This window comes from Chromatiales bacterium 21-64-14 (assembly GCA_002255365.1).
Taxonomy (GTDB): Bacteria; Pseudomonadota; Gammaproteobacteria; order 21-64-14; family 21-64-14; genus 21-64-14.
Window position 1 is genome coordinate 78,480 of the sequence record NCBI01000006.1, and the last position, 17,965, is coordinate 96,444.

General features: G+C 63.8%; 18 protein-coding genes. All 18 read left to right on the forward strand.

Annotated features, from left to right (window positions below; translation table 11 throughout):
* Positions 1–34 precede the first annotated feature (34 nt).
* The 18 genes from B7Z66_05325 to B7Z66_05410 all read left to right on the forward strand — a co-directional run bounded on the left by B7Z66_05325 (position 35) and on the right by B7Z66_05410 (position 17,936).
* Entirely contained in the window at positions 35–1,276 is a 1,242-nt protein-coding gene (locus B7Z66_05325) for a hypothetical protein (GenBank protein ID OYV77265.1), read from the forward strand.
* 13 nt (positions 1,277–1,289) lie between these two features.
* On the forward strand, positions 1,290–2,669 hold the full coding sequence (locus tag B7Z66_05330; GenBank protein ID OYV77266.1) for a sigma-54-dependent Fis family transcriptional regulator: 1,380 nt from the start codon (positions 1,290–1,292) through the stop codon (positions 2,667–2,669).
* Positions 2,670–2,768: 99 nt separating this feature from the next.
* The gene (locus B7Z66_05335; GenBank protein OYV77267.1) at positions 2,769–3,095 is read left to right on the forward strand and encodes a flagellar hook-basal body complex protein FliE; all 327 of its coding nucleotides are present in this window, start codon (positions 2,769–2,771) and stop codon (positions 3,093–3,095) included.
* Between the two features lie 63 nt (positions 3,096–3,158).
* Positions 3,159–4,841 (forward strand): flagellar M-ring protein FliF, encoded by a 1,683-nt coding sequence (locus tag B7Z66_05340; GenBank protein OYV77268.1) that lies wholly within the window; start codon positions 3,159–3,161, stop codon positions 4,839–4,841.
* A complete protein-coding gene (locus tag B7Z66_05345; protein OYV77269.1) occupies positions 4,834–5,850 on the forward strand; it encodes a flagellar motor switch protein FliG in 1,017 nt (338 codons plus the stop codon). Before B7Z66_05340 ends, B7Z66_05345 begins: the two co-directional genes overlap by 8 nt.
* On the forward strand, positions 5,747–6,499 hold the full coding sequence (locus B7Z66_05350; GenBank protein ID OYV77270.1) for a hypothetical protein: 753 nt from the start codon (positions 5,747–5,749) through the stop codon (positions 6,497–6,499). The genes B7Z66_05345 and B7Z66_05350 overlap by 104 nt, the downstream gene beginning before the upstream one ends.
* Positions 6,500–6,664: 165 nt before the next feature.
* Complete coding sequence (locus tag B7Z66_05355; protein OYV77325.1) at positions 6,665–8,044, forward strand: flagellar protein export ATPase FliI; 1,380 nt, start codon at positions 6,665–6,667, stop codon at positions 8,042–8,044.
* Positions 8,045–8,094: 50 nt separating this feature from the next.
* Positions 8,095–8,541: a flagellar export protein FliJ gene (locus B7Z66_05360; protein OYV77271.1), complete on the forward strand. Its 447-nt coding sequence runs from the start codon at positions 8,095–8,097 to the stop codon at positions 8,539–8,541.
* A gap of 302 nt (positions 8,542–8,843) precedes the next feature.
* Complete coding sequence (locus B7Z66_05365) at positions 8,844–9,890, forward strand: hypothetical protein (GenBank protein OYV77272.1); 1,047 nt, start codon at positions 8,844–8,846, stop codon at positions 9,888–9,890.
* 271 nt (positions 9,891–10,161) lie between these two features.
* Positions 10,162–10,734 carry a hypothetical protein gene (locus B7Z66_05370; GenBank protein ID OYV77273.1) on the forward strand — a complete coding sequence of 191 codons (573 nt, stop codon included), beginning with the start codon at positions 10,162–10,164 and terminating at the stop codon, positions 10,732–10,734.
* A gap of 2 nt (positions 10,735–10,736) precedes the next feature.
* Positions 10,737–11,717: a flagellar motor switch protein FliM gene (locus B7Z66_05375; GenBank protein OYV77274.1), complete on the forward strand. Its 981-nt coding sequence runs from the start codon at positions 10,737–10,739 to the stop codon at positions 11,715–11,717.
* A gap of 31 nt (positions 11,718–11,748) precedes the next feature.
* On the forward strand, positions 11,749–12,198 hold the full coding sequence (locus B7Z66_05380; GenBank protein OYV77275.1) for a flagellar motor switch protein FliN: 450 nt from the start codon (positions 11,749–11,751) through the stop codon (positions 12,196–12,198).
* A gap of 15 nt (positions 12,199–12,213) precedes the next feature.
* Entirely contained in the window at positions 12,214–12,720 is a 507-nt protein-coding gene (locus B7Z66_05385) for a flagellar biosynthetic protein FliO (GenBank protein OYV77276.1), read from the forward strand.
* The gene (locus B7Z66_05390; protein ID OYV77277.1) at positions 12,717–13,466 is read left to right on the forward strand and encodes a flagellar biosynthetic protein FliP; all 750 of its coding nucleotides are present in this window, start codon (positions 12,717–12,719) and stop codon (positions 13,464–13,466) included. Before B7Z66_05385 ends, B7Z66_05390 begins: the two co-directional genes overlap by 4 nt.
* A 60-nt stretch (positions 13,467–13,526) precedes the next feature.
* Complete coding sequence (locus tag B7Z66_05395) at positions 13,527–13,799, forward strand: flagellar biosynthetic protein FliQ (protein ID OYV77278.1); 273 nt, start codon at positions 13,527–13,529, stop codon at positions 13,797–13,799.
* An 87-nt stretch (positions 13,800–13,886) separates the two neighbouring features.
* A complete protein-coding gene (locus B7Z66_05400) occupies positions 13,887–14,669 on the forward strand; it encodes a flagellar biosynthetic protein FliR (protein ID OYV77279.1) in 783 nt (260 codons plus the stop codon).
* A gap of 3 nt (positions 14,670–14,672) precedes the next feature.
* On the forward strand, positions 14,673–15,806 hold the full coding sequence (locus B7Z66_05405; protein OYV77280.1) for a flagellar biosynthesis protein FlhB: 1,134 nt from the start codon (positions 14,673–14,675) through the stop codon (positions 15,804–15,806).
* Positions 15,807–15,872: 66 nt separating this feature from the next.
* Positions 15,873–17,936 (forward strand): flagellar biosynthesis protein FlhA, encoded by a 2,064-nt coding sequence (locus B7Z66_05410; GenBank protein ID OYV77326.1) that lies wholly within the window; start codon positions 15,873–15,875, stop codon positions 17,934–17,936.
* Positions 17,937–17,965 lie beyond the last annotated feature (29 nt).

Genomic DNA, 17,965 nt, shown 5'->3' on the forward strand with positions numbered 1-17,965 from the left:
GGCAGGTCCCTTGAGGCCGCCATCAGGAGCCGCAATGAGTCACGAGGCGACACGCCGCGCGCAACAACTCACCGACGCGTTCTACACCTTCAACGAGATGTCGCTTCAATTGGCGGCATCTTATCGGGAGCTGGAGACCCGCGTGGCGGAACTGAGCCAGGAGTTGGCGGCGGCGCGTTCCGAACGGCTCCAACAGCTGGCGGAAAAGGAACGCCTTGCGGATCGCTTGGCCCGGCTGTTGGAGGCCCTGCCTGGCGCGGTGATCGTGCTCGACGGGAGTGGCCGGGTCCAGGAGTGCAACCCGGCGGCCCGGGAGTTGCTGGAAACCCCGCTCGTGGGAGAGCCGTGGCCGGAGCTTGCGCGGCGCACTTTCGTTCCCCAACCCGGCAGCGGCCATGAACTGCGTCTGCGGGACGGGCGCCAAGTGACCGTCTCGGTTCGGCCCCTGGCAGCGGAGCCCGGACAGATCCTGTTGCTGCAAGATGTTACCGAGCACCGCGCACTGGAGGAACAACTCAGCCGCCACCAGCGCCTCTCGGCCATGGGGGAGATGGCCGCCAGTCTCGCCCATCAGATCCGAACGCCGCTGGCCTCGGCGCTGCTGTATGCGTCCAACCTCGCGCGCGGTGCCGCGCTGGGCGAAGCCGAACGGGGGCGCTTTGCGGAACGGATCGTCGCGCGTCTCAAGCACCTTGAGCGTATGGTCAACGACATGTTGCAGTTTGCCCGCGGCGGCCACTTCGGGATCGAGGAGATCTCCGTGGATGGACTGTTAGCGGCCGTGCAGCAGCACCTGGAGCCCCAGTTGCAGGCCGCCGGTGCGCGCCTGGCGCTGGAGAATGCCACCCGCTGCGCCTGTCTTCACGGTAGCCGTGACGCCCTTATCGGTGCCCTCCATAATCTGGCCACCAACGCCCTGCAGGCCACACCCCACCAGGCCCGGCTGCGGCTGGTTGTCCGCCAGGAGTCGTCCGGTTATCTGATATTTGAATTCTCCGACAACGGCCCCGGCATCCCGGAGGAGATCCGCGAGCGCATCTTCGAGCCGTTCTTCACGACCCGGTCCGACGGCACCGGTCTCGGGCTGGCGGTGGTGCACGCGGTGGTGCGTGCCCACCATGGCGATCTATCGGTGGTCACGACGCCCGGTCAGGGTGCCACCTTCCTGATCCGGCTTCCCATGGCCGAGGCTGCGTTGCCAGCGGCACTCTCGGAGACCAGCGTCGCTACACCCGCGGATAGCGAGCGCCCGGCCCTTTCCAGATCCACGGTGTGAGGAGGTTTCTTCCATGAGTCAATCCGCGGTACTGGTGGTGGAAGACGATCACAGCTTGCGCGAAGCCCTGTGCGATACGCTGCAGTTGGCGGGTTACCCGGTGCTGGCTGCGCAGGACGGTGCGGGCGCCCTGGATGTGATCGAGCAGCAGGCTGTCGTTATGGTGGTGAGCGATGTGCAGATGCGGCCCATGGACGGGCACACCCTGTTGCGGAAGATCCGCGCCCTGCATGCGAATCTCCCGGTGGTGCTCATGACCGCCTATGGAACAATCGAGAAGGCCGTGGCCGCGATGCGCGATGGCGCCACCGACTACCTGGTCAAGCCCTTCGAGGCGGACCTGCTGGTGGAGCTGGTGAGCCGCTACCTTCCCGCGGTCCACGAGGACATCGGCTTGGTGGCTGAAGATCCGGCCAGCCAGCGTATCCTGGATCTGGCGCAACGGGTGGCGTCGAGCGAAGTCACGGTAATGATCAGCGGGGAGAGCGGGACCGGAAAGGAGGTCTTCGCACGCTATATCCATCGCCATTCGGCCCGCGCTGGCGGCCCGTTCGTGGCCATCAACTGCGCCGCCATTCCGGAGAACATGCTGGAGGCGGTGCTGTTCGGCCATGAGAAGGGCGCGTTCACCGGGGCCTACCAGGCCCATGCCGGGAAGTTCGAGCAGGCCCAGGGCGGCACCCTGTTACTGGACGAGATATCGGAGATGGATCTGAGCCTGCAGGCTAAGCTGCTGCGGGTGATCCAGGAGCGGGAGGTGGAGCGGCTGGGAGGTCGGAAGGTGATCCCCCTGGACGTGCGGGTGCTGGCAACCTCGAACCGGAATCTGCGGCAAGAGGTGACCGCCGGCCGGTTCCGGGAGGACCTCTTTTACCGCCTGAACGTATTTCCTCTCAATCTACCGCCTTTGCGCGAACGGCCCGCGGATATCCTGCCCCTCGCCCGGCGCGCGGTGGAGCGCTACGGGCGCGACCGGTGTCCACTGCCGGATCTGTCCGCCGCCGCCGCCGAACGCCTGCTGGCCCATTGCTGGCCGGGTAACGTGCGCGAGCTGGAAAACCTCCTGCAACGATCACTGATTCTAGCCGCGGCGGGCACTATCGGCGCGGAGCACCTGCAGTTCGAGACCGCGTCCCCGGTGATTCAGAGTCCTGGGGGAGGGCAGGCGGCCCCGGCTGGGGATCCGGCGATTGCCGGCCCGCCCAGCCTTGGGGAGGATCTGCGGGTACGCGAGCAACGCCTGATTCTGGACGCCCTGCGCGAGGGTCGAGGTAGCCGCAAGCGGGCCGCTGAGGCCCTTGGGATCAGTCCGCGGACCCTGCGGTACAAGCTCGCCCGCCTGCGCGATGCGGGAGTCGAAATTCCGGCGCTGTTTGGCGCGGAACATGCATAGGAGCGTGTCAAGGCAGGGGTATCTTGGCACGTACCACGACGGCGTGCCGGCGAACCGGGGCCGGACCGAATCGATCGAGATCAACGGGGACAGAAAGCCATGAGCGAAGTCGACGTCAGCCAGTTGTTGGCGCAGATGCGGGCCATGACCGCGCGGGCCGAGTATGCCGTGGGCCCGGCGCCGGCGTCAGGCAATCCCAAGCAGGTGAATTTCGCCCACCTGCTCAAGGACTCCATCAACAAGGTCAACGATACGCAACAGCAGGCGGCCAGCTTGGCCAAGTCCTTTGAACTTGGTCAGGGCCAGGTGGATCTGTCGGAGGTTATGGTGGCCCTGCAGAAGGCTAATGTGTCCTTCGAGGCCATGACTCAGGTGCGGAACAAGCTGGTCTCGGCGTACCAGGACATTATGAATATGTCGATCTGATGCGCGCTTCGTCCCACGGCTGCCCGGTGACCTCGCAATGCAATTCAGGAACTGACGACGACCATGGCCAATGACGCGGTAAGTACCCGTTCCATTGCGGCGCCCCTGCAGGGACTCACCCAGCTCCCGGCGCTGCGCCAGCTCGGGGTCATGGTGGGCATCGCCGCCAGCGTCGCGCTGGGTGTGGCCATCGTGCTGTGGTCCTGGACCCCCACCTACAGCCTGCTCTACAGCAGCCTTTCGGATAAGGACGCAGGCCAAGTCATGGCGGCGTTACAAAAGGACAATATTCCTTACCGCGTGGACGAGGCGAGCGGTGCGGTGATGGTTCCGGCATCTCAGGTACATGCCGCGCGCATCAAGCTTGCCGGCGAGGGGCTGCCCAAAGGCTCGGCAGTGGGTTTTGAACTGTTGGACAAAAACAGCGGCTTCGGCACCAGCCGCTTTGTGGAGAACGTGCGCTACCAGCGCGCGTTGGAGGCGGATCTCGCCAGCTCCATCATGACCCTGGACAATGTTGAGATCGCCCGGGTACATCTGGCGATCCCCAAGGCCCCGACCTTCCTGCGTGATAAGGAGAAGCCCAGCGCGTCGGTGCTGGTGAAGCTCTACTCGGGACGGACCCTGGATTCCGGCCAGGTCGCGGCTATCGTTCATCTGGTGGCGTCCAGCGTACCCGACCTGGAAGCGGCGCGGGTGACCGTGGTGGATCAAAAGGGCGATCTGCTTACGCCACAAGATCCGAACAGTACCATGGCCATGACTTCGAATCAGTTCCAGTACACGCGCAGGGTAGAGCAGAGTTATGTCCAGCGTATCGAAAATCTCCTGACGCCCATAGTCGGATCAGGCAAGGTCCGCGCCCAAGTGGTGGCAAATGTGGACTTCACCACAACTGAACAGACCCGCGAGACCTATAATCCGGATCAGCCGGCGTTGCGCAGCGAGCAGACGGTGGACGAGCAGAACAGCGCTGGCGGCGGGGCGATGGGCGTTCCCGGCGCGTTGTCCAACCAGCCCCCGGGCGCCGGGGTAGCCCCGGAGCAGGTACCCGCCAAGGGCGCGGCAGGGGCAGCCGCGCCCGCTGGGAAGAGCGCGCCGCCTGAGCCTACCAATACGGTGCGGCGCGCAACCCGCAACTTCGAGCTCGACCGCACCATCAGCCATACCCGGCTGGCGAGCGGTGCAGTGCGCCGGCTTTCGGTGGCGGTCCTGGTTGACGACAAGGTGACCACGGACCAGAGCGGCAAGGAAGTGCATACGCCATTGAGTGCCAAGGAGTTGGAGCGCATTACCGCGCTGGTGAAGGACGCGGTGGGCTTCGATCCACGCCGGGGCGATACGGTCAACGTGATGAGTGCGTCGTTCCAGGCCCCTCCGGTGGTGGAACCATTGCCGGCCCCCCCGCTCTGGAAGCAGCCATGGGTATGGAATTTGGCCAAGATGATCGTGGGCGGGCTGGGTGTTCTGCTATTGATCTTCTCTGTGCTGCGGCCATTGCTGCGCAGCCTCACCGCCAATGCCGTTGCGTTGCCGGTCGCGGTAGGGGGGGGGCCGGGGCGGGGTGGCTACGCGGCCGGCCGGGTCGGTGACGACCAGTTGACCCTGAGCGGACAGTCCGGCGCCCAACGCCTGGGGGGACCATCGAGCTACGAAGACCAACTGCAGGCGGCGAAGTCCCTGGCGACCCAGGACCCGAAGCGGGTTGCTCAAGTGGTCAAGACTTGGGTAGGAAACGATGGCTGAACCAACCGCACAAAAGTTTACTGGAACCGAACGGGCTGCGGTCCTGTTGATGGCGCTCGGCGAGCAGGATGCATCGGAGGTTCTCAAACACATGGGGCCCAAGGAGGTCCAGAAACTGGGCTCGGCCATGGCCTCCCTCTCTGTGGTTTCGCGTGACCAGGTCGGCGTCGTCCTGGACGAGTTCGTGAATGCGGTGGAAAACCAGACCGCGCTCGGGGTGGGTTCGGATGATTACATCCGCAATGTATTGGTCCGAGCCCTCGGCGAGGACAAGGCGGGGGGCCTGATCGACCGTATCCTGCTGGGGCGCAACAGCAAGGGTCTGGATGCGATGAAGTGGATGGATCCGCGCGCGGTCTCCGAAATCATCCGCCTGGAGCATCCTCAGATCATCGCCATCGTCCTGTCGTACCTGGACAGTGATCACGCCGCCGAGGTGTTGTCGTTTTTGCCCGAACGGATTCAGGCCGACGTGCTGATGCGGATCGCCACCCTGGACGGAATTCAGCCGAATGCGTTGCACGAACTGGATGAGATCATGGAGAAGCAGTTCGAGGGTACCGCGAACGTGAAATCCTCCAGCGTCGGCGGGATCAATGCCGCAGCGGAGATTCTCAATTTCGTGGCCACCGGGATCGAAGCCGCGATCATGGAGCAGATCAAAGAGGTGGACCAGGAACTCAGTCAGAAGATCGAAGACAAGATGTTTGTATTCGACAATCTGGCGGAAGTGGACGACCGTGGGGTTCAGGCGCTGCTGCGCGAGGTCTCCTCCGAATCCCTGGTTCTGGCACTGAAGGGTTCCGACGAGGCGGTCAAGGAGAAGATCTTCAAGAACATGTCCAAGCGCGCATCGGAGATGCTGCGCGACGACCTGGAGGCCAAGGGTCCGGTGCGACTCTCCGATGTGGAGACGGCACAAAAGGAGATCCTGGCGATCGCACGGCGCATGGCGGAGGCCGGCGATTTGGCCCTCGGCGGCAAGGGTGGCGAGCAGTATGTCGGATAAGGTCATTCCCGCGGATCAGGCACGGGTGGTGGCGTGGCGCGTCCCCGATGTTGATGCTCATGGCCAGACCGTGGTGCGTACCCACGGCGGCCGGGGGTCAGCGTTGCCCACCGTAGACGGTCTGGAGCGGCTGCAGAAGCAGGCCTACGATGAGGCGTTCCAACGCGGGCATAGCGAGGGGCTTGCGGCCGGGAGCCAGGAGACCGAGTCCCGCGCGGCGCGTCTGGAGGCCCTGATGGTGGCGCTCGCGCAGCCCTTCCGGGAATTGGACGAACAGGTCGAGCAGGAACTAGTCCGCCTGGCCCTTGCGATCGCCCGCCAATTGGTCCGCCGCGAGATCAAGACCGATCCCGGGCAGGTGGTGGCGGTGGTCCGCGAGGCGCTTGCCGCGCTGCCGGTGGCCTCGCGTAACGCGCGGTTGCACCTGCACCCGGAAGACGCGAAGCTGGTGCGCGAAGTGCTGTCGCTGAGCGACGGTGAACGCCCGTGGCAGGTCGTGGAGGACCCGGTGCTGACTCGGGGCGGATGCCGGGTGATCACGGATACCTCTCAGATCGACGCGAGTCTGGAGTCCCGGTTGGCCGCGATGGTCGCGAATGTCCTGGGCGGGGATCGCGAGAGCGATCGCGAATCAGCGGGCCGCGGATAAACCCGCTTTTGGTTGCCGTAGGGACGCTACGCGTCCTTTATCGGGCCCGCAAATGCACGGGAAACGGTGCGCGCCGCGGCGGGTTGGAAAAGGCTGGGGCTGACCGTTTCAATACCCTGTCAGGGCGCCTGCGACAGACGGGCGGATTGCGCTGCGGAGATGAACATGGATGCGAAGCCGATTCCCGATGTGGACCGCAGTCGTTTCTGGCGCCAACGGCTCGTCGGCTATCAGGCCCGGCTTAATCCTCCAGCGCTGGTGGTGGAGGGGAAGCTCACGCGCATGGTTGGTTTGACCCTGGAGGCGGCGGGCTGCCAGGAGGCGATCGGCGGGCGTTGCGTGGTGGCCAGTCCCCAGGGCCAGACCATCGAGGCAGAGGTGGTGGGTTTCTCCGGGGACCGCCTGTTTCTCATGCCCACCGGAGATATTCGTGGACTCATGCCCGGTGCCCGGGTGATCCCCACCCACCGGGTCTGCGAGGTAGCGGTAGGCCCCGCAGTTCTGGGCCGAGTTCTGGACGGTGCCGGACGCCCTTTAGACGGCCTCGGCCCGTTGCGCACTGTGGCACGGGTACCGCTCACGGGACGGCCCATCAATCCCATGGCGCGGCAACCGATCCGCGAACCCCTGGACGTGGGTGTACGTGCGATCAACGCACTGCTGAGCGTGGGCCGTGGGCAGCGGCTCGGGTTGTTCGCCGGCAGCGGAGTGGGCAAGAGCGTGCTATTGAGCATGATGACGCGCTACACCAACGCCGATGTGATTGTCGTGGGCCTGATCGGAGAGCGCGGCCGGGAAGTCAAGGAATTCGTGGAGAACAATCTGGGAGACGAGGGTCTGTCACGCGCCGTGGTGGTGGCAACGCCGGCGGACAATCCTCCGTTGATGCGCCTGCATGGGGCGATGCTGGCTACCAGCATCGCGGAATACTTCCGCGATCAGGGGCTTCAGGTCCTGCTGCTGATGGATTCCCTGACCCGCTACGCCCAGGCGCAGCGCGAGATCGCCCTCGCTATCGGGGAGCCGCCCGCCACCAAGGGTTATCCGCCTTCGGTGTTTGCCCGCCTGCCCCAGTTGGTGGAACGGGCCGGCAACGGGGATGTGCGCGGCGGCTCCATCACTGCCTTCTATACGGTACTGGTGGAAGGTGACGACCATAACGATCCGATCGCCGATGCGGCGCGCGCCATCCTGGACGGTCACATCGCGCTGTCGCGTCCGCTGGCGGAAATGAGCCACTACCCGGCGATCGACGTCGAGAGTTCCATCAGCCGCGCCATGACAGAGATAGTGGGGCCCGAGCAGCAGAAGGCGGCGCAACGGTTCCGTCGTCTGTATTCGGTCTATCAGCAGCACCGGGATCTAATCAGTGTGGGCGCGTATCAGCGTGGCAGTGACCCCCAGGTGGATGCGGCGATCGCCTACCACCCGAGACTGATGGAATTCCTGCGCCAGGACAAGCTGCAGCCCGTATCCCTGGGGCAGAGCATCGAGGCACTGCAGGCGCTGGTGGCGGAGCCCGAGGGCGCCCAATTCAAGGGGTGAACCGGCCGTCGCGCCGGTTGGGCGTGGCGGGCTAGGAGAAGAACCGCAATATGACCCGATCGAAGCGGATGAAGCCCATCGTCGAGGTGGAAGCGGAGCGGGAGCGCAAGGCCGCCCGCAAGGTTTCCGACAGCCTGCGGGAGCTGGAAGCGCGGCGTACGCGCCTGGCCGAGTTGCACGCCTACCGGGAGGAATATACGCAACGCTTCCAGGCGGACTGCGCCAGCGGCGTGGATGCGACCCAATTGTGCGATTACCGTCTGTTCCTGACCCGGCTCAACGAGGCCATTGTCCAGCAGGAGCAGCTGATGGAGATCAGCCGCCGGGAATGGGAAGCCCTGGCGGACCAGTGGCAGCGCACCCGCATCCGGGCCAAGGCCCTGGATAAGGTGGTGGAGCGCTACCGACACGCGGAGGATTATCAGGAACAGCGCCGTGAACAGGGCGACAGCGATGAACGTGCCCAACGCGTCGCGCGCACCGAACCCGAGGAGTGATTTGGGCCAAGGCGTTTTTCAGTGCCACTGGTACAGTCCTTGCAATTCCGGGGTACGGATGGGACGCATGGGCTGAGTCTTCGATGATTGCTGGATCCCCTGAACTGAATTCCATGCTGGCGTCGCTGGGAGTACCCCCCAGTGCCTTGAGTTCGCCGGAACGTCTGCAGAACGCCATCAAAGGGCTAAATCCAGAGCAAACTCATAGATTTGAAGAATTTCTCCGGCGCTACGTCGAGTCTCGGGTGACGCCTGGGACCGATTCCTCCGGGGCGGTGTCACTGGCGCCGCTGGAGGGGGAAATGATGGTGGGAGCGCAAGGCACTCCCACGAGTCTGGCGGGCTTGCCGGGGAAGCCGCCCGCCGCCCGCGGCAAGGGGTTGCCGGGACAGGAGCCCCCCCCGAACCTGACGGAACTGCTGGCGCTGCTGGCACAATTGTTTCCGGGGGTAAAACCGGCCGCGGTTTCCGGTGGCGCTGTTAGCGCCGGGAACCTCCGGTTTGCGGCCCTGGTCGGGCAGGGGAAGTCCGGGGTGGTGAGCGGTCTTACGCTCTCCTCTCAAGGGAACGCGCACTCCGCTAGTTCCCAAAGTGCGGACGCGGCAGCAGGGGCTCAAGCACACGCACAGGCTCAGGCGCTGAACCGGTGGCTGGCCGAGCTGTTGAGTGGCGCCAACGGGGGGAACTCCGGTACGGGGGCGGCGTCGGGATTGCTCCAGCCCCATGGCACAGGCATCGCGATTCCATTGGCGTTGCCGCACCTTGCCGCCGGTGCGAGCCCGCAACCGCCGCTGATGCAGTCCCCGAATCCGGCATTGGGGGCGGTCCAGGCCGCCCTGATGGCGACCCATGGGGGTCCCGCGGCCTTGACTGGGGATCCATCCGCCGCGGCGGCCCACGCACCACCCCCGCTGAACCTGCCGCCCAGTCATCCGGCGTGGCCCGGTGATCTCGGCAGCCGGGTCCAGTGGATGTTGGACCGGCAATTGTCCAGCGCTAACCTGCGTCTCAATCCACCGGATCTAGGACCGTTGGAGGTCCGTGTCACGGTGCACCAGGATCAGGCCCAGGTGAGTTTTGCCAGCCACCAAGTCCTAGTACGCGATGCCCTGGAGGCAGCCCTACCGAAACTGCGGGAGATGCTCGCCGGAAACGGGCTGACCCTGGCGGGAGTAAATATCTCCCACCACTCGATGACGGACCGTGGCCACCACGACGGTTCCGATTCCAGTTTTGGCGGGACGCAGGGCCGGGTCTCCGGTGTGGCGGGGGCGGGGGGGGTGGATGCGAATTCCCCGGGCTCCGCATTGCGGGCGATGGCCGTCGGTCTGCTGGATCTCTACGCCTGAGTTCTTGACGGCATTTCCGGTGCGGCGGCGAGCTCCGATGCCGCTCCGGTTCCCGGGTTTCTTCCGTAGGCGGCGTAGCGCCTCGCAACTCCGGCGCCGCCAATTTTTCGGCTGGGACCGGCGGTGATACCGCGTCAAAGCTTCGACAGACGCCGGAACTAGTGCCATAAGATTCTGTATTTAATTAAAAAATTTATCCTGCCTCGGTGGCATAGCTCTTGCTTGCACCCCTGTGTTCCTTTTTAAACGACTGGACACAGGAAGCGAGACCATGGCGGAGCCCGAAAAGGAAGAGGAAGCAGCGGAAGCCCCACGTGCCGCCCCCCGGTGGCGCACCTTCGCGCTGATCGGAGTCGGCGTACTGGCCCTCATGGGGGCAAGCGTCGGTACCACCCTGTTGCTGGTGCGTTCCGAACTGCATTCGGCCACCCCGGCGGGGTCGGCGGCGACCGCTCAGACGGCGCCGGCCTCCACGCCGGCGCAACCAAAATCGGCGCAGGAGAAACCGGCGCCGGGCCCGGAAAAGAAACCCATCTACCTCCCGATCGACCCGGCCTTCGTGGTCAACTTTCAGGATCACTCCAGCATGCGGTTCCTGCAGATCGGCGTGGAGGTGATGGCGCGGGAGCAGAAGGTCATAGACGCGGTGACCCTCAACCTGCCCCAGATCCGCGATCGCCTGGTGATGCTGTTCAGCAGCCAGACCTACGATGCCATTAGTACCCTGCAGGGCAAGGAGAAACTACGTGCAGAGACGCTGAAGGCGGTCCAGCAGGTGATGGAGAAGGAAATCGGCGAACCGGGTGTTGAAGCCGTCTACTTCACCAGTTTTGTGATGCAGTAACCATGGCCGGCAACGAACTGCTTTCCCAGGAAGAAATCGATGCCCTGCTGCACGGTGTGTCCAGCGGTGATGTCGATACCGATGGTGATGACGCTGCACCGCCCGGCGAGGCCCGATCCTACGATTTTACCAGTCAGGACCGCATCGTGCGCGGCCGGCTCCCAACCCTGGAGATGATCAACGAGCGTTTCGCGCGCTATTTTCGTATCAGTCTGTTCAACCTGTTGCGCCGCTCCGGAGAGATATCGGTGAATGGCGTTCAGATGCTCAAGTTCGCGGAGTACGTGCATAGCCTCTATGTGCCGACGAGCCTGAACCTGGTACGCATCAAGCCCCTGCACGGTACCGCACTGGTCGTGTTGGATCCGAAACTGGTGTTTATCATCGTTGACAATTTCTTTGGCGGAGATGGGCGCTTCCCGACCAAGATCGAGGGCCGGGAGTTCACCCCAACGGAGCGGCGCGTGATCCGAATGATCCTCGACCAGTCGTTCAAGGATCTCAAGCAGGCGTGGGCGGCAGTGCTTCCCATCGACTTCGAATACCTGAGCTCGGAGGTCAACCCGCAGTTCGCCAATATCGTAAGCCCCACGGAGGTGGTGGTCGTAAATTCCTTCCATGTGGAGCTGGACGGGGGTGGAGGGGATCTCCATGTGGCCATGCCCTACGCCATGATCGAGCCGATACGCGAGCTGTTGGACGCTGGAGTTCAGAGCGACCGTGGCGAACTGGACGAGCGCTGGCTTACGGCGATGCGCGAGGAGGTGAAGACGGCGTCGTTGGAGATCTCCAGCAATCTCGTGGAGACCGAGGTCATGGTCCGCGACCTGCTGCACATGAGCCCAGGGGACGTCATCCCGGTGGATCTGCCCGAGTTGGTGACCATCACGTCCGACGATATACCACTATTCCGCGGGAGGTTCGGTATTTCTCAAGGCCACAACGCGATCAAGTTAGTCGAGAGAATTGCCCGCAGATCGTAGATTCACAGCTGAACCCGAGTGGGGAAACGCCATGAACGAAACCACTGACACACCTGATACTGCTGTTATTGCCGGGGCCGATAGTGCGTCGGAAGATTCCGGGGACTGGGCGTCGGCGCTGGAGGAGCAGGCGGCCGGAGTGGCCCCGGGCCATGGGGCGGGCGCCGAGCGTGCCGAGTTCGAGGAATTGAAGTCGGATTCCTCGGCGTCGCACCATGGCGAGGGAAATCTGGACGTGGTGTTGGATATTCCCGTCACCATTGCCATGGAGATCGGGCGTACCAAGGTCAACATCCGGAATCTCCTGCAGCTGAACCAGGGCTCTGTGGTGGAGTTGGATCGGCTCGCGGGCGAGCCGATGGACGTCCTGGTCAACGGCACCCTGATCGCGCACGGTGAGGTGGTGGTGGTGAACGACAAGTTTGGCATCCGGCTGACCGATGTCATCAGCCCGGCTGAACGCATCAAGAAGCTCCGCTAGGCGCAAACCGTTCCCATGGAAACACATTTCCGTAACCAGTGGACGCGAGCGTGCTGCCAGCAGCCGGGCCGGCGATTGGGAGGTGGCCGCTTGGCGCGTGGTCTCGTCGCCGCGCTTGGATTCGGCCACGCCTGCGCCGGGTGGGCGGCGGGTGCGGCTCAGAAGCCGGGCCCGGAATCCACGTCCCTTGGTTTCAGCGCCTTGCTTCATTTATCCGTGGGGCTGCTCGCAGTCCTCGCGTTGATTGTGCTGAGCGCCTGGGCCTACCGCCGGCTGGCCGGAGTGCCCCGCGGCATCAGCGGCGCGCTGCGCATACTCGGGGGACTGTCCATGGGTACCCGGGAACGTATTGTTCTGGTCCAGGTCGGGTCCGAACAGGTGCTGGTGGGCGTGGCCCCGGGCCGTATCCAGACCCTGCATGTACTGGAGCATCCGATTGACGCGGACACCACCCCGGAACCCGGAGACAGCCGCTTTTCCGAGCGGCTGGCCGCCGCGATCCGATCGAGGAGGCACCCATGAGGCGGTATCTGCCCGCGGTGTTGTTGGTGTTACTGGTTCTTGCGCCTGTTGGCGTGGCCGTGGCCCAACCGGGCATCGCGGCATTCACGGTCCAGGCGGGCCCGAAAGGCACGGAGAGCTATTCCTTGAGTCTGCAGGTGCTGGCGCTGATGACGGCGCTTACGCTGTTGCCGGCAGGGCTGCTGATGATGACGTCGTTCACCCGCATCATCATCGTGTTGTCCTTGCTGCGTCAAGCCTTGGGCACCATGCAGACGCCCTCGAATCAGATCCTGATCGGACTTGCGTTGTTTCTGACGTTTTTCATCATGGCGCCGGTGTTCAGTCAGATCTATGACGGGGCCGTGCAGCCCTACCTCGGCGACAAGATTCCAGTCCAGGAGGCGGTGCAGCGTGCCGCCAAGCCGTTGCGCGGGTTCATGTTGCACCAGACTCGCACCGAAGACCTGACCATGTTCATGCGTATTTCAGGGCACGGACCCGTGGACTCCGTGGATCAAGTGCCGTTCTCGGTACTGGTTCCCGCGTTCGTAACCAGTGAACTGAAGACGGCCTTTCAAATCGGCTTCCTGCTCTTCATCCCGTTCTTGGTGATCGACATCGTAGTGGCGAGTCTGCTGATGTCCATGGGCATGATCATGCTCTCGCCGATGCTGATTTCACTCCCGTTCAAGATCCTGTTGTTTGTGCTGGTCGGAGGTTGGTCCTTGATCATGGGGACCTTGGCTTCGAGTTTCTACATGTAACCGAGCGGACTCGGCTGGGCGATGGCGTCCGGAGTGCCGCACACAGGAGACCCGGTGGGTATGAATAGCGACGCCATACTCAATGTAGTCGAGCAGGCCATGCAGGTCACGATCCTGCTGTCGGCACCCCTGCTGTTGTCGGCGCTGGCGGTCGGTCTCCTAGTGGCGGTATTCCAGGCCGCGACTCAGATCAACGAAATGACGCTCACCTTCATTCCGAAGTTGATTGCGGTAGTAGTTACCTTGACGGTGGCGGGCCATTGGATGCTGGGGGTGATTGTTGATTTCACGCACCATATGATCCAAAGCATCCCGACCATCATCGGTTCCTAGGGCGGGTTGCCCGTAGCCATGCACCACGACGGCGCGAGTCGGCCTCGCCTCCCCTCCCGGGTCCTTGGGCTGGAGACCTGAGCAGCGATGATCACGTTCACCACCGCCGAGGTCACGAGTTGGGTGGGCAGTGTCATGTGGCCGTTCATTCGCATCGGGGCGATGTTGTCCGTGGCGCCGATCTTTGCAGGCCGGATGGTCCCGGCGCAGGTGCGCATCATCCTGGCGCTGGCGCTGACCTGGGTGATCGTTCCCGGGCTTGCACCGGCACCAGCGGTGGATCCGCTCTCAGCGCAGGGCCTGCTGATCACAGTGCAGCAACTGTTGATCGGTGTCGCGATGGGATTCGTGTTTCAGATGGTGTTCGGCGTGCTCGTTATCGCAGGCCAGAGCATGTCGGTAGGAATGGGCCTTGGGTTCGCGGCGATCGTTAACCCCTTGGATGGAGTCCAAGTGCCGGTCCTTAGCCAGTTCTACTCCATCACCGCCACGCTTCTGTTTCTGGCACTGAACGGCCATCTGCTCCTGATCCAGGTGCTTGCGGCCAGTTTCCATCGCCTTCCAGTGGGGCCCTTGGGATTGGACCGCAACGCACTCTGGCAATTGGTGGGCTGGGCCAGCCAGATGTTTGCAGGCTCGGTGGTGGTGGCATTGCCGGCGGTGGTATCTCTGATCCTGGTCAATCTGGCATTTGGCATGGTGACGCGAGCCGCGCCCCAGATGAACATCTTCGCGGTCGGATTTCCGGTCACCATCCTGGTGGGATTCGTGCTGGTCCTGGTCACTCTTCCGATGGTGGGGGAGGAATTCGGACGGATGGTGAGCCTGGGATTCAGTTTTCTGAACGGACTGCTCGGAACGGGACCCTAAACAATGGCGGAATCCGAACAGCAGGAACGAACCGAACAGGCTACCGGAAAGCGTCTGCAGGATGCGCGCGAGAAGGGGCAGGTACCGCGCTCCAGGGACTTGAACACCACGATCCTGTTGTTGACTGCGTCCCTTGCCCTGCTGGTGCTCGGGCCGCGCATGTTCGACGAGCTTACGATGCTGTTCCGCCGTGGTCTCAGCATCCCGCGCGCGGATCTTTTCTCCAGTGCCGCCCTGCTGTCGGCCATGGTCGCGGACCTCCGGGTGATGCTGCTGCTGTTGGCCCCATTCCTGCTGTTGACCGTGGTGGCCGCGCTCCTCGGGCCGCTGGCCCTGGGGGGCTGGACGTTCAGCGGCGAAACCCTGATGTTTGATCTGAACAAGCTCAATCCCGTCAAGGGCTTGGGAAAACTCTTCTCGACCCAGGGGCTAGTGGAGCTGGTGAAATCCATTGCCAAGGTGGTCGTGGTTGGCTCTGTAGCGGTCGCGATGCTATGGCACTTCTCTGATCAGATCCTGGGGTTGGCCTATGAACCCCTGGAGGTGGCCGCCGTCCATGGGGGGCATCTGATTGGAATCTCGATGCTGGTCCTCAGCGTCGCCCTGGGCTTGATCGCCGGTGTCGACGTGCCGTTCCAGATCTGGAACCACCGCCGTCAGCTGAAGATGACCCGCCAGGAGATAAAGGACGAGTTCAAGGAGACCGAGGGCAGTCCCGAGGTGCGGGGCCGGATCCGCCGCATGCGCAGGGAGATCGCGCAGCGGCGGATGATGGAGGCGGTTCCCAAGGCAGACGTCGTGGTGACCAATCCAACGCACTACGCAGTGGCGTTGCGCTACGAACAGGACCGGATGAAGGCGCCGCGGGTGGTGGCAAAGGGCGCCGATCTCATCGCACTGAAGATCCGCACCATTGCCAAGGCGCATGGCGTCGAGTTGTTCAGCGCCCCGCCCCTGGCGCGGGCCCTGTACCACAGTACCAAGCTGGATCAGGAGGTCCCGGCGGTGCTGTATGTTGCCGTGGCGCAGATCCTCGCCTACGTCTACCACCTCAAGCAGGCGCGGGAGTCGGGTTCCAGCGCGCCTGAGCCGCCGGGCGATCTTCCCGTGCCCGACGATCTGGTGCCAGGTGCCTAGCGGCGCCCGCCGTTCCCATGATGGCCCAATGCAACCGCGAGTGAGACCATGATCAATCAGGCGACGATGTTCGGAACCATCCGGGATTTGGGTCGCAGCGGGCTGGGGGCGCCGATCCTCCTGGTCCTGCTGCTGGCGATGGTGGTCTTGCCGCTGCCGCCCATCGCCCTGGATCTGCTGTTCACGTTCAATATCTCGCTCTCGCTGGTCATCCTGCTGGTGGTGATCTACAGCCGGCGGCCCCTGGACTTCTCCATCTTTCCGTCGGTGCTGCTGATCGGCACCTTGCTGCGCCTGGCGCTCAACATCGCGTCGACCCGGGTAGTGCTGCTGCACGGGCACGCAGGTCCGGGCGCCGCCGGCCATGTCATTCAGGCGTTCGGGGAATTCGTCATCGGCGGCAACTATGCCGTTGGGCTGGTGGTGTTCGTGATCCTGGTCATCATCAACTTCGTCGTGGTGACCAAGGGCGCCACCCGGGTATCGGAGGTCACCGCCCGCTTTACCCTGGATGCCATGCCCGGCAAGCAGATGGCCATCGACGCGGATCTGAACGCTGGCATCATCACCCACGAGGAGGCGCGCGAACGCCGCTCCGAGATTGGGCGTGAGGCGGAGTTCTACGGTTCCATGGATGGCTCCAGCAAGTTCGTACGCGGCGACGCGGTTGCGGGCATCCTGATTCTATTTATCAATATCCTGGGCGGCCTGGCGGTGGGCGTGTTGCAACACCACATGCCCCTGCGCGAGGCCTTGCAGACCTACACCCTGCTCACCATCGGTGATGGCTTGGTGGCCCAGATCCCGGCGCTGCTGCTGTCCACAGCGGCGGCGATCATCGTCACGCGGGTCTCGTCGCCTCAGGATATGAGCGCCCAGGTCATGGCGCAGCTGTTCGGTAATCCGCGGGCGCTGGCGGTGACCTCGGGCGTCATCGGCATGCTCGGACTCATTCCGGGAATGCCCAACCTGGCCTTCCTCACCCTCGCGGCGCTGTTGGGGGGAGGGGCCTACTTGATCCAGACCCGCGCGCGGGTGGCGGCAGCCGCGGCGGCAGCGCCGGCACCGGTAGAGACTCGCACCGAGCCGCGGGACCTGAGTTGGGACGACGTGCAGCCGGTGGACCTGATCGGACTCGAAGTGGGTTACCGGCTCATTCCCCTGGTGGACAAGAACCAGGGTGGGCAGCTCATGGCGCGCATCAAGGGCGTGCGCAAGAAACTGTCCCAGGAACTTGGCTTCCTGATTCAGCCGGTGCATATCCGGGATGATCTGGATCTGCCGCCCAACGCCTATCGCATCAGCCTTCTGGGGGTCCCGGTAGGACAGGCGGACCTGTTCCCGGACCGGGAGCTGGCCATCAACCCCGGACAAGTATTCGGGACCCTTCAAGGGACCCCGACAAAGGACCCGGCTTTCGGGCTGGCAGCAGTGTGGATCGAAGCGCGGCAGCGGGACGAGGCCCAGGCCATGGGCTACACCGTAGTGGACGCCAGTACGGTGGTGGCCACCCACCTCAGTCAGATGATCCAAGATCACGCCCACGAACTGCTGGGACATGAAGAAGTACAGCAACTTCTGGAGCTGCTGGCCAAGGCACAACCCAAGCTGGTGGAGAACCTGGTGCCCAAGACCTTGTCTCTGGGCGTGGTGCTGAAGGTCCTGCAGAACCTGTTGGCAGAACGGATCCCGATCCGCGACATGCGGACCATAGCCGAGACCCTGGCGGCCCATGCCGCTCAGAGTCAAGACCCCGGCATGTTGACCACTGCGGTGCGTGCCGCCTTGGGGCGGCAAATTGTTCAACATATCAACGGTATGAACTCTGAGTTACCGGTGATCACCCTGGATCCAGCTCTGGAACAGATATTGCACCAGTCCCTGCAAGCCAGCGGCGACGGTGGCGGAGTGGAGCCGGGGCTCGCGGAACGGTTGCACGGTTCCCTGGCCCAGGCGGCTCAGCGCCAGGAGGTTGGCGGGCAGCCGGCGGTGTTGTTGGTTCCGCCCCAACTGCGGCCCTGGCTGGCGCGCTGGGTGCGGCACACCATCCCGGGGTTGAACGTGCTGGCGTACAACGAGATCCCGGACACCAAGCAGATCCGGGTATTGGCAACGGTGGGACAGACATGATGAAGCGGGATATGGGCTTGGATCCCAGG

Excerpts from the sequence above, each read along its gene's own strand:
- B7Z66_05325 (OYV77265.1), top strand. The coding sequence starts at position 35 with ATGAGTCACGAGGCGACACGCCGCGCGCAACAACTCACCGACGCGTTC.
- B7Z66_05330 (OYV77266.1), top strand. The coding sequence starts at position 1,290 with ATGAGTCAATCCGCGGTACTGGTGGTGGAAGACGATCACAGCTTGCGC.
- B7Z66_05335 (OYV77267.1), top strand. The coding sequence starts at position 2,769 with ATGAGCGAAGTCGACGTCAGCCAGTTGTTGGCGCAGATGCGGGCCATG.
- B7Z66_05340 (OYV77268.1), top strand. The coding sequence starts at position 3,159 with ATGGCCAATGACGCGGTAAGTACCCGTTCCATTGCGGCGCCCCTGCAG.
- B7Z66_05345 (OYV77269.1), top strand. The coding sequence starts at position 4,834 with ATGGCTGAACCAACCGCACAAAAGTTTACTGGAACCGAACGGGCTGCG.
- B7Z66_05350 (OYV77270.1), top strand. The coding sequence starts at position 5,747 with ATGTGGAGACGGCACAAAAGGAGATCCTGGCGATCGCACGGCGCATGG.
- B7Z66_05355 (OYV77325.1), top strand. The coding sequence starts at position 6,665 with ATGGATGCGAAGCCGATTCCCGATGTGGACCGCAGTCGTTTCTGGCGC.
- B7Z66_05360 (OYV77271.1), top strand. The coding sequence starts at position 8,095 with ATGACCCGATCGAAGCGGATGAAGCCCATCGTCGAGGTGGAAGCGGAG.
- B7Z66_05365 (OYV77272.1), top strand. The coding sequence starts at position 8,844 with ATGATGGTGGGAGCGCAAGGCACTCCCACGAGTCTGGCGGGCTTGCCG.
- B7Z66_05370 (OYV77273.1), top strand. The coding sequence starts at position 10,162 with ATGGCGGAGCCCGAAAAGGAAGAGGAAGCAGCGGAAGCCCCACGTGCC.
- B7Z66_05375 (OYV77274.1), top strand. The coding sequence starts at position 10,737 with ATGGCCGGCAACGAACTGCTTTCCCAGGAAGAAATCGATGCCCTGCTG.
- B7Z66_05380 (OYV77275.1), top strand. The coding sequence starts at position 11,749 with ATGAACGAAACCACTGACACACCTGATACTGCTGTTATTGCCGGGGCC.
- B7Z66_05385 (OYV77276.1), top strand. The coding sequence starts at position 12,214 with ATGGAAACACATTTCCGTAACCAGTGGACGCGAGCGTGCTGCCAGCAG.
- B7Z66_05390 (OYV77277.1), top strand. The coding sequence starts at position 12,717 with ATGAGGCGGTATCTGCCCGCGGTGTTGTTGGTGTTACTGGTTCTTGCG.
- B7Z66_05395 (OYV77278.1), top strand. The coding sequence starts at position 13,527 with ATGAATAGCGACGCCATACTCAATGTAGTCGAGCAGGCCATGCAGGTC.
- B7Z66_05400 (OYV77279.1), top strand. The coding sequence starts at position 13,887 with ATGATCACGTTCACCACCGCCGAGGTCACGAGTTGGGTGGGCAGTGTC.
- B7Z66_05405 (OYV77280.1), top strand. The coding sequence starts at position 14,673 with ATGGCGGAATCCGAACAGCAGGAACGAACCGAACAGGCTACCGGAAAG.
- B7Z66_05410 (OYV77326.1), top strand. The coding sequence starts at position 15,873 with ATGTTCGGAACCATCCGGGATTTGGGTCGCAGCGGGCTGGGGGCGCCG.